General features: G+C 49.2%; 8 protein-coding genes. All 8 read left to right on the plus strand.

Annotated features, from left to right (window positions below; translation table 11 throughout):
• Window positions 1–84: 84 nt before the first annotated feature.
• The 8 genes from pulA (at window position 85) to CIK98_RS01800 (ending at window position 16,084) form a co-directional block, all read left to right on the plus strand.
• Window positions 85–2,019, plus strand: coding sequence for a type I pullulanase (pulA, locus tag CIK98_RS01765; RefSeq protein WP_094382564.1), 1,935 nt, complete (start codon window positions 85–87; stop codon window positions 2,017–2,019).
• 32 nt (window positions 2,020–2,051) lie between these two features.
• Window positions 2,052–3,968, plus strand: coding sequence for a glycoside hydrolase family 13 protein (locus tag CIK98_RS01770; protein WP_094382565.1), 1,917 nt, complete (start codon window positions 2,052–2,054; stop codon window positions 3,966–3,968).
• Between the two features lie 217 nt (window positions 3,969–4,185).
• Entirely contained in the window at window positions 4,186–7,047 is a 2,862-nt protein-coding gene (locus CIK98_RS01775; RefSeq protein ID WP_094382566.1) for a DUF6250 domain-containing protein, read from the plus strand.
• A gap of 31 nt (window positions 7,048–7,078) precedes the next feature.
• The gene (locus tag CIK98_RS01780; protein ID WP_371683234.1) at window positions 7,079–8,401 is read left to right on the plus strand and encodes a glycoside hydrolase family 105 protein; all 1,323 of its coding nucleotides are present in this window, start codon (window positions 7,079–7,081) and stop codon (window positions 8,399–8,401) included.
• 202 nt (window positions 8,402–8,603) lie between these two features.
• Window positions 8,604–9,935 carry a TolC family protein gene (locus CIK98_RS01785; protein WP_094382568.1) on the plus strand — a complete coding sequence of 444 codons (1,332 nt, stop codon included), beginning with the start codon at window positions 8,604–8,606 and terminating at the stop codon, window positions 9,933–9,935.
• Window positions 9,936–9,938: 3 nt separating this feature from the next.
• Complete coding sequence (locus tag CIK98_RS01790; protein WP_094382569.1) at window positions 9,939–11,192, plus strand: efflux RND transporter periplasmic adaptor subunit; 1,254 nt, start codon at window positions 9,939–9,941, stop codon at window positions 11,190–11,192.
• A 6-nt stretch (window positions 11,193–11,198) separates the two neighbouring features.
• The gene (locus CIK98_RS01795) at window positions 11,199–13,565 is read left to right on the plus strand and encodes an ABC transporter permease (RefSeq protein ID WP_094382570.1); all 2,367 of its coding nucleotides are present in this window, start codon (window positions 11,199–11,201) and stop codon (window positions 13,563–13,565) included.
• A gap of 173 nt (window positions 13,566–13,738) precedes the next feature.
• Window positions 13,739–16,084: an ABC transporter permease gene (locus CIK98_RS01800; protein ID WP_094382571.1), complete on the plus strand. Its 2,346-nt coding sequence runs from the start codon at window positions 13,739–13,741 to the stop codon at window positions 16,082–16,084.
• Window positions 16,085–16,101 lie beyond the last annotated feature (17 nt).

Below are 16,101 nucleotides of genomic sequence, written 5' to 3' on the forward strand. Positions count from 1 at the left end.
GCATTAACTCAAAAAAAAATGATTACCATAGGATAAAATCTCTTAATCTCTTAATCTCTGTGGTAAAAATTAAAAAATAGAATCATGAGAATGAATAAAATAATAAAGATTACATTGTTTTCTTTGGTTTTAGGGACCGGTACAATATCCGCCCAAACGACATTCAACGAACTGACCTACACCAAGGATGTATCTTCGTTCAAGTTCAATGCCCCATCGAAGGCGAAGAGCGTGAAGGTGAATATATATAAAGAAGGTGTAGGAGGCGAAGTGGTCAAGACCGTGAAGATGAAACGGACAGGCAACGACCTCTGGACTGCCGACATCAAAGGAGACCTCAGGGGAATGTTCTACACATTCCAAGTAGAAACCAAGAAGCAGAAGATGAACGAGACTCCAGGTGTCTTTGCCAAGGCAGTGGGAGTAAATGGCAGACGAGCCGCCATCATCGATATGGCCGACACCAACCCCGAAGGCTGGTGCTGCGACAAGCGTCCACTGACCAAACAACCTACCGACCTCGTCATCTACGAGATGCATCACCGCGACTTCTCTGTGTCGCCTAACTCAGGACTCACCTACAAGGGCAAGTTCTTGGCACTGACAGAGCCAAAGGCGGTATATCACTTGAAGAACCTAGGCGTTAACGCCATCCATATTCTGCCGTCATACGACTATGCTTCGGTGGATGAGTCTAAGCCTGACGTGCCTCAATACAACTGGGGTTACGACCCTCTGAACTATAACGTGCCCGAAGGCTCTTACTCCACCAATGCCGAATGCCCAATAGCACGCATTAAGGAATTCAAGCAGATGGTTCAGGCACTTCACAAGGCAGGCATACGCGTTATCCTCGACGTGGTGTATAATCACACCTTCGATGTTGACAACAGCAACTTCAACCTCACCTATCCCGGCTATTACTACCGCACTACCGCCGACGGAAAGGTATCCGACGGATCTGGTTGTGGCAACGAGACTGCCAGCGAAAAGCCCCTCATGCGCCAATTTATGATTGAGTCGGTGCTCTACTGGGCAAAGGAATACCATATTGATGGTTTCCGCTTCGACCTCATGGGCATCCATGACATCGAGACCATGAACATGATACGCAAGGCTCTTGACGAGATAGACCCGTCGATATATATGTATGGCGAGGGATGGAGTGCAGGTGCTTGTGCTTATCCTGCTGACAAACTTGCCATGAAGGCCAACACCCGTCAGCTCAACGGCATTGGATCATTCTGCGACGACATGCGCGATGCTCTCCGCGGTCCGTTTAGCGACGACCATAAGTCTGCCTTCCTTGGCGCCATCCCCGGCAATGAGGAGAGCATAAAGTTTGGCATCACTGGATGTATAGCCCACCCGCAGGTAGACATAAAGAAGGTGAACTACAGCAAGGCTCCATGGACCAACTCACCGGCACAGATGATAGCCTACGTGAGCTGCCACGACGACATGTGTCTCGTTGACCGTCTGAAAGCGAGCATCCCCGGTATCACCCAGGACGAGCTCATACGTCTCGACCTTCTCGCACAGACAGCAGTATTCACTTCTCAGGGTGTGCCATTCATACTTGCCGGCGAGGAGATGCTCCGCGACAAGAAGGGAGTGCACAACAGCTATAAGTCGCCCGACGACATCAACCAAATACCTTGGGAGAACCTCAAAAAGTATCCGCAGGTATTCGACTACTACCGTGGTCTTACCGAACTTCGCCGCAACCATCCCGCCTTCCGAATGACAGAGGCCAATATGGTATATCGCAAACTGGAATTCCTTAACGCCCCCGACTGTGTGGTGGCTTTTCGCTTGAAGGACAATGCCAATGGCGACTCATGGCGCGACATTGTGGTAATACTCAACTCCAACAAGACCGCCCAAAGAATCAGCATCCCCGAAGGAACTTGGACTTCTGTATGCGAGGGAGGACAAATCAACCTCGCCGGTATCACGGAGTATAAGGGCAATGAGGTGAAGGTGGCACCACAGGAGGCACTCATACTTTTCAGATAGAGAACGAGAGAATATAGAAAAAAGAAAAAACAATGAAAAAGATATTTACCGCCTTGTTATTAGGCTCAACATTAACAATGAACGCAGCAGTGAAGATTGACCGCATAGAACCAACAGACTGGTATGTGGGACTGAAGGACGCAAGCCTCCAGCTCATGGTATATGGCAAAGACATCAAAACTGCAGATGTAACAACCGATTATCCTGGGGTTAAGATAGACTCGCTCGTGCGCCTCGACTCCCCCAACTACCTACTCGTCTATATGAACGTGAAGGATGCCCAACCAGGCACTATGACCCTGCTCTTCCAGCAAGGCAAGCAGAAGAAAAAGGTGGACTACACACTCAAGGCACGAGAGATGAAAGGTGAGGACCGCAAGGGGTTCTCCAATGCCGACGTACTATATATGCTCATGCCCGACCGCTTTGCCTCAGGCCGTGCAGACAACGACCAAATAAAGGGAATGCGTGCTTATACCAACGACCGCACCCAGCCTTCCCTGCGCCACGGAGGCGACCTCGAAGGCATACGACAGCACCTCGACTACTTCAAGGAGCTCGGTGTTACCGCCCTGTGGTTTACGCCTGTGCTTGAGAATGACTCGCCTGACCATGGTACACAGAGCACTTATCATGGTTATGCCACCACCAACTACTACCGTGTTGACCCGCGTTTCGGAAGTAATGAGGAGTATCGCCTTCTGTGCGACGAGGCTCATGCTAAGGGCTTGAAGATTGTGATGGACATGATTTTCAACCACAGTGGATTCGAACATCCCTGGACTCTCGACATGCCTTCCAAAGACTGGCTCAACACCCCAGAATGGCTGTCTCCCGAGAATCAGGCCAAAACCGTGGAGATGAACACCATGGACGGAGCCGCCAAGGTGAACGACAAGTATCTGCAGACCAGCTACAAACTCACTCCTGTGATGGATCCATACGCTTCTAAGATTGACATGCATGAAACTGTTGACGGCTGGTTTGTGCCTTCAATGCCGGATCTTAACCAGAAGAATCCTCATGTAATAAAATATCTCATCCAGAATAGTATATGGTGGATAGAGACCGTGGGCATCGACGGCATTCGCATGGATACCTATCCCTACGCCGACCGTGATGCTATGGCACTATGGATGAAGGTCCTCTCTGAGGAATATCCTAACTTCAATACCGTGGGCGAGACATGGGTTACTGAGCCTGCATACACAGCCGCATGGCAGAAAGACTCCCGTCTCACCGACCGTAACAGCTATCTGCCTACCGTCATGGACTTCAGCTTCTACGACAAGATAAATCAGGCAAAGAACGAGGAGACCGATGACTGGTGGAAGGGTTTCAACCGCATATACAATAGTTTTGTGTACGACTACCTCTATGCCAACCCGTCAAATGTGATGGCATTCATTGAAAACCACGATACCGACCGATTCCTCGGCAACGGCAAGGACACCGTAGCTCTTAAGCAAGCCCTCGCACTGTTGCTCACCGTCAATCGCACACCGCAACTCTACTACGGTACCGAGATTCTTATGAACGGCACAAAGGAAGTAACTGATGGTAACGTGCGCAAAGACTTCCCTGGCGGTTTCCCTGGCGACACTAAAAACTGCTTTACCCGCGAGGGACGCTCAAAGGCAGAGAATGCAATGTTCGACTGGCTCAGCCGACTGCTCCACTGGCGTCAGGGCAACGATGTCATCATCAAGGGAAAGCAGACGCAGTTCATTCCCTTTAAGGGCATTTACGTCATCGCCCGCCAATATCAAGGCAAAACCGTCATGACAATTCTTAACGGCAACCATAAGCAGGTAGAGATGCAACTCGGCCGCTATGCCGAGGTTATTGGCAATACTACAGCTGCCAAGGATGTCATTACAGGCCGCACCGTTAAACTTGAAAAGAGCCTTAGCCTTAAGTCACGTCAGACTTTGATACTTGAATTCTGACGGAATATTTATCATTCTGTCTAATCGTTTTACACCGTGTGTCATTATTTTGGCACACGGTGTTTCTGTTTGTTTTGTGATGAAAATAAGATGATAGCCTATACATGTAGTCGCGGTTTTAACGTATCAAGGGAGAAATGTCAAAAATTATAGTTTTTTTCCATGTACTCTTCGTATCTTTGCAGAAAATTATATTCCATTAGATATAACCATAGATATGAACAGACTGACATGCATTCTATTTCTATTGACTATCTTGAGCTTGAAAGCAACGGCCAAAGCTGACTGGTGGTTGGAGGCTGAAGACCCGGCTTCGACTGCCACAACCAACGACGGGGTGACGACAATTATCGCTCCGAAGGGTGCTACTTGGTGGTATAAACATAAGATGAGCGGCAATACCATCATCGAATATGAAGCAAGGATTGTTGCTGACCCTCGGTTTAAAACCGACAAGGGTGAAACGAGGGTGAGCGATCTCAACTGCTTCTGGATGGCTGACAAATGTGGCGGCTGTGGAGGTAAGTTTGCCAACAACTATGCCCTCAAACTTTATTACATGGGCTATGGCGGCAACTGGAATACCACGACAAGGTTTCGCAGATACAAGGGATATTGGCCTACTGAGGAGAAGGAATGGCTGCGCCCCGTTATCCTTAGGGAATATACCGACAAGGCACATCTTATCAAAGCCGACCATTGGTATAGCATCAGACTTGAGGCTATCGACGGAAGGGTGAGGTATATCATCGACGGGGAATGTCTGGTAGATTATGTCGATCCCCAACCTTTGACGAGCGGATATTTCGGATTTCGCACCACACTTGCCCATGCGGAGATACGCAATTTCAGATATACTTGTTCCGACCCCGACAACGACGGCGTTAGATTGGAATGGATAGGCAACAAAAGTCATGGCCCTGTCACATTCGGAGTGCCTTATGCTGTAGGAGAGGCGGATAAGCAAACAATATTCTCTCTGACAACAAATGATGGCCGCCAAATAGATACAGACACATGGCGACTGGCTTCATGGGCCGACGGCAGTGCCAAGTGGCAGGCTTTCTCGGCTGTCATTCCGCAAGGCACTGATTATTGCGTGCTAAGGAAGACGGATAAGAAGATAGGAACTAAGAAAGGCCGGCAATCCATCAGGGAAGAGAATGAGGAATGGGGCGAGATACCACCATTTTATCTGACGCTCAACAACAAGGTGGTGCCAGTGGAGAAGCACGAGACGGAGCGCCAGGGTAAGGTGAGCAGACTGCATAAATATTCCGGCAGGAACTGCGTAATGAGGGCTTACACATACAAGGGCAGCAAGGAAGTGAAGATTGTACACACACTAATTGTCGATAGCAGTCTTAATACCGAAGGGCTTCGCGAACTGAGCATCCACTTTAAAGTGCCGATGCATGGCGAAGCATATAAGCGTTATGTGGCGTTTGATGACCGTCGGTCAATGTCAGTGCAACCACTGATAGCACGAAGGAAGATAGACATGCAGGCAATGGACTCGGTGACAAGGTCGATGATCGACAATATTGCCCAGTGGGACGGATTCCGACTGAGCCAACTGTCGCCTAACGGACATTCCATACGAAAGCGTACATATCCCGATGCCCCATGGATTGGCACCATCGAGGGACAGAGAAGCGAGGGCGTGGTGACAGTGGGCGACAGTGTGGCCTCCACCACATTCAGAATGAAGGACTTCTGGCAAAGCTATCCATCCTCGATACAAGTAGATGGGGCTCGTGGCGATACGGCCATAGTAACACTTTCGCTCTATTCACCCGAGGCCGAACCATACAGTTTCGCTCATTACGATTCTATTCCACATACACTGGAGGCAGCATACGAGGATGTGCAGCCGGGAATGAGTACGGCTTGGGGTATTGCCCGTACCAGTACCATCTATGTCAATCCGGAAACGACTACCGACAGGCAGTTACTTCCTACACCGGATTATCTACATCGCAAGAGAGCATTTGGTATATGGAGCCTTCCTACTTTAGTTTCGTCACGCGACAGTTTGGTAGAGAACGCCATCCAGGAGATAATGTCATTTTACGACAGGGAGATAGAACGTAACGGATGGTATGGATTCTTTAACTATGGTGACGTGATGCACGGGTATGACGCATCGCGCGAAGAATGGAGATATGACGTGGGAGGATATGCGTGGGACAACACCGAACTGGCTTCACCGGCAATGTTCTGGTATCAGTTTCTGCGCACTGCCGACCCCGTGGTGTGGCGCATGGCAGAGGCTATGACACGACATTGCTCAGAAGTGGACACCTATCACGAGGGACCGCATGCAGGACTGGGTAGCCGCCATAATGTGATACACTGGGGATGTGGTGCCAAGGAGTCGAGGATTAGTGAGGCTTGGTGGAACAGATTCTATTATTATCTTACTGCCGACGAACGTGTGGGAGATATCATGCACGAGGTGGCTAATGCCGACACCTTATTATATATACTCGACCCAATGCGACTTGCCCAACCAAGAAACCTCTATCCTTGTTCAGCCCCGGCACGACTGCGAATAGGGCCCGACTGGATGGGGTATGCCAGTAACTGGCTTACAGAATGGGAGCGCACAGGAAACATTGTGTGTCGTGACAAACTGCAGGCAGGTATGACATCAATCACCAGTTTGCCTTTCGGATTTACACAAGGCCCTCTCGCCTTGGGGTATGATCCTGCCACAGGAGTTATTACCACCGAGATGCCGGAAATGGAGATAACCAACCATCTTATGCCGATAATGGGAGGCTTTGAGCTCGTGAACGAACTGCAAGGCGCAATCGACAATCCTGCCTTCTTCCATATGTGGCTCAACTATTGTCGAGATTATAAGGAGAAGGCATGGCTGCTACGCAAGAGCAAATTTCGAATACCGCGTTTGCAGGCTTATGCAGCATGGCATGGATATGAAAAACTTAGGCCAGCAGCATGGAAGAGCCTGCTCGACAATATGCCCCTCGCACCAAAACCTTCGTTATGGACCAACGACTGTGCAACTTGGGTGCTTGATGCGATATTCATGCAGGAAGTGGTGAATAAATGAAGAGTGAAGAATGAATATTAAGGAATGAACAATTATGATAAAGAAGAAATGGATTTTCGCCCTTGTGGGCCTAATGCCTTTGGCTGCCAATGCGCAGGAGGCAGTGAATGATGCCACGACTCCGTTGCATCTGTTGAAACCTGCATATCGCTATGACTATGGCGTACCTGACAAGGAAGATGTGAAGGCAAGTATCGACCGTGTGTTTGATTATCTCAACCGCACCACGCCCGCTGAACTCGACGAGACGGGAAAAGCACTGAAGCGGGGCGACTTCCGTCTAACATCATATGAGTGGGGCGTCACTTATTCTGCCATGTTGAGAGCTTCAGAACTCACAGTCGATAACCGCTATGCAGACTATGCCATGAAGAGGATGGACTTTCTCGCTACACAGGCTCCACGGTTTATCAAGATGAAAGAAAAAGGAGAAAAGATTGACGCGCTGATGGAACAGGTGGTGTCACCTGATGCTCTTGACGACTGTGGTGCCATATGTTGTGCCATGCTTAAGGCCAAGTCTGCCAAGATGAAGGGAATAAAAGACCTGCGGCTTTGGGATGAACAGATAGCACGCTACTACGACTTCATTGCCAACAAGGAATATAGATACAGCGACGGACAGTTTGCGCGACTGCGTCCTGTGAAGAACACTGTGTGGCTCGACGATATGTTTATGGGTATTCCCGCCCTTGCCCTCAATGGCAATATGGATGAGGCCCTACGGCAGTTCCGCCTTTTCCACGACAAGATGTGGGTAGCAGATAAAGCTCTTTACCGACATGGGTGGACACCTACGGATAGCGGCTATCACCCGTCGTTCTTCTGGGGGCGTGCCAACGGATGGGCTTTGCTAACTGCATGCGAATTGCTCGACATCAGCGAGGATGACTACGTGATGAAGTGTTTCAAGGAACATCTCAATGGTCTGCTCGCATTGCAGTCGGCTGACGGTGTATGGCACCAGCTACTCGACCGCAACGACACCTATCTCGAAACGTCGTGCACTGCCATCTACGCCTATTGCCTTGCCCATGCCATCAACAAGGGATGGATAGAACCTGAACCATACGTAGGACAGACGTTGCTTGCATGGCATTATGTGGCAGCGCATATCACTTCCAAAGGACAGGTGGAGGGCACTTGCGTGGGCACTGGCTTGGCTTTCGATCCTGCCTTCTATGCCTATCGCCCCGTAAGCAACTATGCTGCACATGGCTATGGTCCCGTGATTTGGGCAGGAGCGGAGATATATCGCCTTGTTGACAGACTGTGTCTAAAGACCAATGACAGTGCAGTGCATTATTATCCTGAAGACCCTAATACCGATGAGCCGATATTTTATGTGAAGTAGATGTCCTTTTATACTATATATCCTAAGGAAAAACATTAGACTCTGTCAAATTCTTATACACTGTGTGTCTAATTATTAGACACACAGTTTTTTGTTGCTTTTCCTTTTGTATTGATAATCAGATCATTGTGAGTTTGGCACGGTTTTGGCATATATATTTAGTGAGACAACACTTGTTTGAATCATCAAATATGGAATTATTATGAAGACAACGATTATCGCAATGATGCTGATGCAGTCGCTCAACTTGATGGCGAAGGCCGTAGAGCTGACGGAGGTACAGGCCGACTCGACGGTATGGACTCTCGACAGATGTATTGAGTATGCCATGACCCATGCTACTGACATCAGAAAGAAAGTGGTGGAGGCTGACAATGCACGACAGGACCGTGGGGCGGCAATGGGTGGATTTATGCCGACGGTATCGGCTAATGTGGGAGCGCAGTTCTCTTGGGGACGTAATGTCGATCCAGAGACAAATACCTACAACACCATTACTACATTCAACAACAGTTATTCGGTTGGAGGGTCGCTCACGCTCTTTGACGGAGCGCAGACATGGAATGCCTTCCGCAAGGCTCGACTCGGCGTGAGAAAGAGTGACAATGCGCTTGCCATTGCCAAGGATGAGAAAGCCATTGAGGTGATGGAGAAATATGTGGATGCCGCGTATAACGAGGCTTCGCTCCGAATAGCTATTGATAAGCTCAACGACAGCCGCTCTCTGCTCGAAAAGACACAGCGTATGGAGGAACTCGGCGAAAAGGGTTATCCAGACGTGGCGCAGATAGAGGCACAGGTGGCTGAGGATGAATACAGCGTGGAGCATCTGAAGACTACGACTGCAAAATCACTCGAGGTGCTTAGGTTAGTGATGGGTATGGAAGGAGAAGACACAATGGTTCTAAATTCGAATCTGACGTTTCAAACGCATGAGCTTAGTGGCGAAGCGGAGTGTATGGGCGGTTCGGGACTGATGGCGGAGAAGTTTTTTGAGGCAGAAAGTAATCTGCATGCGGCACGATTGGACTATAAGATTGCTTGCGGCAAGCTTTGGCCTTCTATTTCAATTGGCGGCGGTCTTTCTACGGGATATTACAAGAATCTCTCGTCGGATGCTATTGGTACAAGTTTTTCACGGCAGATGAAGGACAATCTCGGTGAGTATGTCTATGCATCGCTTTCCATTCCGCTTTTCAACTTCTCGGCAATTAAGAATGTGAAAAAGGCACGCAATAATATCAGCCTTGCCGAGATTGAACGCGAGGAGACGCGACTGAATGTAAACAGTGACTACCGTCAGGCGCTTATCGACCGCGACGGATATATAAAAGAGGTGGCGCTGATGGAGCGTAAGGTTGCCAGCGACTCCATCGCCCATTACCTCAACACCAGAAAATATGAGGAGGGAATGCTCTCCACCTTCGACCTCCATACATCGGCGCAGACTCTGCATAACTCGCGGGTGAGACTGTTGCAGACAAGACTGATGGCGGAGATAAAAAAGAGGTTAGTAAAGTATTATGAAGATTGAAATATGGACATAAAGATTGAAAAGAAGAAGTATTTGGTGCCTAAGAAATACTGGCCGTGGATTGGCGGTGGCACCGTGATTGTGGCTGTACTCGTGTGGCTCGCCACTGGTAATTTTGCCTCTACATTGAAGGTGGAGCGTCGTGGACTGAGCATCGGCAAGGTAGAGCGAAAGGAGTTTAACGACTATGTTTCGGTGGATGGACAGGTGGTGCCTATACAGGTGGTACAGGTGTCGCCCGAAGAGGGAGGCATAGTGCGTGAACGAGTTGTGGAGGAAGGTGCCTCGGTGAAGAAGGGCGACGTGCTGGTGCGCCTCTCCAATACCAATCTCGACCTCGAGATACTTCAGGCGGAAAGCGAACTCGCCGAAAAGCAGAACATGTTGCGCAATACTCATATCACCATGGAACAGGACAAACTCGCCAACGAGAGTGAGGAGGCGCAACTTGCCCAGGATGTCATCACCAAGCGTCGTGCATGGGAGCATCAAGAGAAACTCTATAAGGAGAGACTCGTGAGCCGCGAGGAATATCTGAAGGCGAAGGAAGAATATGAACTCTCGTCGAAGAAACTGTCGCTCGTTAAGCAGAAACTGAAAAAGGACGCACAGTTGCGCCAGTCGCAGGTTGACCAAATGGGAGACAACCTCGCGGCAATGCAAAAGAATGTCCTGCTCGTACGCCAGCGCAAAGAGCGATTAGAGGTGAAGGCGCAAACCGACGGTGAGGTGGGACTACTCGACGTGGAACTCGGACAGAGTATCTCTGCCGGGCAGAAGATAGGAGTAATCAACGACCTGTCCGACTATAAGGTTCGAGCACAGGTGGATGAGCATTATATCGACCGTGTTCACCAAGGACTCACCGCCACTTTCTCACAGGGAGGTAAGAGCTATTTGCTCCGCGTGAGGAAGGTTTATCCTGAGGTGAAAGAGGGACGCTTCAAGATTGACTTCGTCTTCGCCGGTGAGCGTCCGAAGAACATCCGCACTGGTCAGACATATTATGTTGACCTGCAGCTTGGCGAGTCGAAGCAGGCTGTACTTATTCCCAAGGGCACATTCTATTCGGTGACAGGCGGCAACTGGATCTTCGTTCTCGACAAGGATGGTTCCAAGGCTTATCGCCGCAATATCCGCATCGGGCGTCAGAACCCGCAATATTACGAGGTGCTTGAGGGTCTGGAACCTGGGGAGCAGGTGATTGTAAGCGGATATGAGGCATATAAGGACAATGAGGTGTTGGTTATAAAATAAGGAGTTATGAACATTAAGTCTTACATTACGTTTCTTTCGAGAAACAAGGTCTATACCGCCATCAACGTCTTCGGACTCTCAGTCTCGCTGATGTTCGTCATGTTGATTGGCGTGTATGTGTGGCAGGAATATCGGGTGACTCGCGACTTGCCCGACAGTGAGCGCATCGAGGTGATAGGAATGAATTTCGCCGGCGAGAAGTATATCGGCACACACCATTATGTGGGTAAACAACTATTGAAGTCGTTTCCCGAGATAGAGTCGGTGTGCGGCGTGAGCAATATGGAATTGCTGGTGAAAAAGGGCGATGAGCGTCTTCGTGCCCAAACGCTTACTGCCGACTCCACGTTCTTCACGTTCTTTGGTTATCCACTGAAGGAAGGCGATGCCAAGAGATGCCTTGAAACAAAGGATGCAGCCGTGGTGAGCGAGAGATTTGCCATGCGACTGTTTGGTGAGACGGATGTTGTCGGGCGAATGATAACATACAACGACTCTCTGAAACTGAGGGTCACGGCAGTGATGGAAGACCTGAAAGGCAGAATCTTCGACAATCCCGACCTTGTGGTGAACTACGATCTGCAACGCTATGGCAACTATGCAAACACCGATGAGGCGTTTTTGAAGAACATCGTTAATATGTCTGGATGCAGTGTCTTCCTGAAGATGCACGATGGAAAGTCATTTGTAGGAAGAGAGAAGGAACTGTTGGATTGTTATGAATCATTCTGGAAATATTTCGCAGAGCAAAAGCCCGACGAGGAATTGTATGTAGAGCCTTACACAATGAAATACAAGGATGTGTTTTTCTCCACAGCAGAGGGCAACGGTACATTGCGCTATGGCGACATCATGCTGGTGAGGATTCTTGCGGCAGTGGCTTTGGTTATCTTGCTTTTTGCAGTGATGAACTATGTAAACCTTACCGTGGCGCAGTCGGGAAAGCGTGCCCGCGAGATGGCTGCACGCCGACTCTTTGGAGCTCAGCACCGGGAGATTGCCATGCGTTTCGTGGGCGAGAGCACATTGCTCTGTGGCATTGCCTTTGTCATTGCCTTATTGCTCACCTTGGCTTTCGCCGATAGTTTTGGTGGATTGCTCAGCACGAAGGTGGATATGTCGCTGCTGTTCAGTCCTTTGGCTATCGCAATTATTTTTGCAGTGCTTGTGTTGACGGGCGTTGTGTCGGGAGTCATTCCGGCTGTGGTGGCATCGAGGGTGGAACCGATGGAGATTGTCCGCGGCACGTTTGTACATAAGACGAAGATGGTGTTCAGTAGAGTGTTCATAGTGGTGCAGAATATTATCACCATCACCATGCTCGCCTGTTCGATAATAATGGTTATGCAGTTGAAGCATTTGGTGGATGCACCCTTGGGCTTTAGGCAAGACAACGTATTGACGATTGGCCGTGTGTCGTCGCCTGAAAGTTTCATACAGGAATTGAAGCAACTGTCGTGCGTTAAAATAGCATCGCCGTCGAAGGGTACACCTGCCGATGGTGGCAACAATCAGACCATTGTGGGTAGCGAGGGATTCATTGACATGCGTATTCAGCACTTCAACGTTGAGAAGGAGTTCTTCGACATCTATGACATCCAACTTACGGATGGCACAAAGCCGAAACCGGGGCATTTCTACATGAACCAACGGATGGAGAACGACGTGAAGGCATCGGCATCAATACGCGACCCGCGTAAGACATTGAAGGCAATACAATTGATGGGTCACAATCCCGATGAGCAGTATGGCGGCACATTCCGAGATTTCCGTATTTGCAGTATCGAGTATGAACCTCGTCCTATGCTTATCTCAGTGGTGGATAAGCTGGAAAATAGTTGGGACATAAACATTCTGATGGAAGGCGACCTTGAGGATGGATACAACGAGATTGCCCGACTCTACCACAAGATATACCATGAGGATTTAGGAGCAGAGCAGGCACAGTTTATCGACAAACAAGTGCAGGAGTCGTTTGAGGCTCAGATCCGCACTTCGCGCATTGTCACCCTGTTTGCCCTCATCGCCATACTCATCTCCATGCTCGGTTTGATAGCTATGTCAACATATTTCATCGAGCAACGACAGAAGGAGATAGCCGTACGCAAGGTGTTTGGCTCCACGAGTGCTCAGATGCGCCGCCGACTTGTGCGCACATTCCTCATGTATGTAATGATAGCCTTCATCATCTCCGTGCCCATAGTGTTGTATTTCATGAGCGAATGGATTATGCGATACACCTATCGCATCACGTGGTGGCCCTGGATAGCAGTGTCAGGAACGATAATCCTTTTGATATCCTTTGCCGCAGTGATGGCGCAGAGCTGGAGGGCAGCTAATGAGAATCCGATAAAACATATAAAGGACAATTAGGAGTTAAGGAGTTATGATAAGGAGTTATGATAGGGAGTTATGATGAGGAGTTATGAGGAGCCAAATGTTTATGCGCAGAAGACAATCAGCGCAGAAAAGTATTGGCCTATTTTAACTTCCCCACATAACTTCCCATTAACTCCCCATCATAACTCCCCCCAAAAAAAACAGTTATGAACATTAAGTCTTATATTACGTTTCTATCAAGAAACAAGGTATATACCGCCATCAACGTCTTCGGACTCTCAGTCTCGCTGATGTTCGTCATGTTGATTGGCGTGTATGTGTGGCAGGAATATAGCGTGGACAGGCAGCACTCCAAGGCGGAGAGGATATACACGTTGGGCATCGACATGGGCGGCGACGACCGGGTGATTGGTGTGTCGCGACAGGTGGCACCATACCTTAAGAGTCGCTACCCGGAGATTGAGATGACTTGCGGTGTGGCAAGGGACGAGACATTGATTTATATCAACGACTACCAGTTGGTGAAGAAATATGGGTTGTATGTGGATTCCACGTTCTTCCAAATGTTCGACTTCCCTCTTGTCAAGGGTGACCGACAGAGTGTGCTGCGAGGGAAGGATGACTGCGTGGTGACTGAGGACCTTGCCCGTCAGCTCTTTGGCGACAGCGACCCGATAGGCAAGCACTTGAAGTTGGGTTATTATGACAAGGTGCTAAAGGTGACGGGAGTGATGAAGGAGATGGAAAACAGTTCGTTGCAGAAGGCGGATTTCGTTTGCCGCTTCGAGCATGTATCGAACGAAAGTCTTGTCAAGGGACTGAACAATGCCGTGGGTTCAGACCTCTATGTATTGGCAAAGCCGAACACCGACTTTGGGGCGAAGGCTGCCGACATAACACAGTATTTCAAGGAGTTCTTTTGGATATACCAGTTGGAGGACATGGAGGCGAAAGCTATTGTCTTGCCCTTCTCCGAGCAGTATTTCACGGAGATACGAGACTGCAATCGGCATACCTCGCGCGGCAGTCTGAAACTCGTAAAGATGTTGTTCGCCTCTTGTCTTGTGGTATTGCTGTTTGCCGTGTTCAACTATATCAACCTCACGGTGGCGCAGTCGGGCCGGCGTTCGCGCGAGATGGCTATGCGAAGGCTTCTTGGCAGTCATCGCAGTGGCATTGTCAGAAGATTGATGTCTGAGAGCATTATGCTATGTCTTTTTTCTCTTGCACTAAGTCTGTTGTTTGCAGCAGCCTTTGCTCCGTTCTTCTCACAGTTGCTCGAAACAAAGCTCTTGCTCGCCGAGGCACTCACTCCCCTCAGTATTGGTGGCTTGTTGCTCTTCGCCCTGCTGCTTGGTGCTGCGGCTGGTGTTTTTCCCGCCGTGGTGATTTCGAGGGCAGAGCCGATAGAGGTTGTACGAGGTACATTTGCCCATCATACGCGGATGGTGTTCAGCCGAGTGTTTATCGTCTTGCAAAACGTGATAACCATCGTGATGATAGCCGTGGCACTGACCATGTCGCTGCAGATGCACCACATTATCAGCGCGCCGATGGGTTTCAACAAGGACAACGTAGTGGTAATAGGAAATCGAGGCGACAGTATTCAGGCATCAACCTTCTGCAAGGAGGTTGAGAAACTTGCCTGTGTGAAACTCGTGAGCGCGTCTATGGGTACGCCAAGCGACGGCGGCAATAACTCTACCATGACTTTGGACTCTAAGAAAACCGTGAGCCTGCAACTGCTGTTTGGCGACCGTAACTTCTTGGAGATATATGGACTGAAACCGAAGAAAGAGAACACCGACGGCAGCAACATAAAGCTGTACGTGACGGAACAGACGCTACGCGAGATGGGTAACGAGTTACACGAACTCCGTTGGACCTCTATCTTGGGCGACAAGAGCGCGAACATCAACTCGCATGCCTGCGGAGTGCTCAACGACTTCCATATACATAATATAGAGGAGGCGACACATCCAATGTTGATTTTCATCGTGGACAAGATAAAATATCCGTGGAATTTCTCCGTGCTCATCACTGGCAATCCCATTGAGTCTTTAGACCAGATTAAGAACATATATAAAAAGGTGTATAACTTCGACATGCCCGACGAGTACCCATTTATCGACCAGCAAATATCGGCATATTATACGGAGTCAATCCGTTTGTCGCATATCGTCTCTCTTTTTGCAGCAATGGCATTGCTTGTGTCGTTGTTGGGGCTCGTCGCCATGTCCACCTATTTCATTCAGCAGCGTCAGAAGGAGATAGCCGTGAGAAAGGTGTTTGGTTCGTCGAGTTCGCAGGTGTGCCGCAAGCTCATCCGCACGTTCCTCGCTTATGTGGCAATAGCCTTCATCATAGCCATACCAGTGATATGGTATCTCATGAGCGACTGGCTCTCTCAGTTCAGTTATCGTATCACGCTCTCGCCGTTGATATTCCTTGCTGCCGGTGCCGTATGCTTCCTCATCTCGTTGCTATCGACAATAATACAGAGTTGGGTGGCGGCGAATGAGAATCCGATAAAACATATTAAAGATAATTAATGGAGTTATAACTCCCC

The sequence above is a fragment of the Prevotella sp. P2-180 genome, from assembly GCF_002251435.1.
Classification (GTDB): domain Bacteria; phylum Bacteroidota; class Bacteroidia; order Bacteroidales; family Bacteroidaceae; genus Prevotella.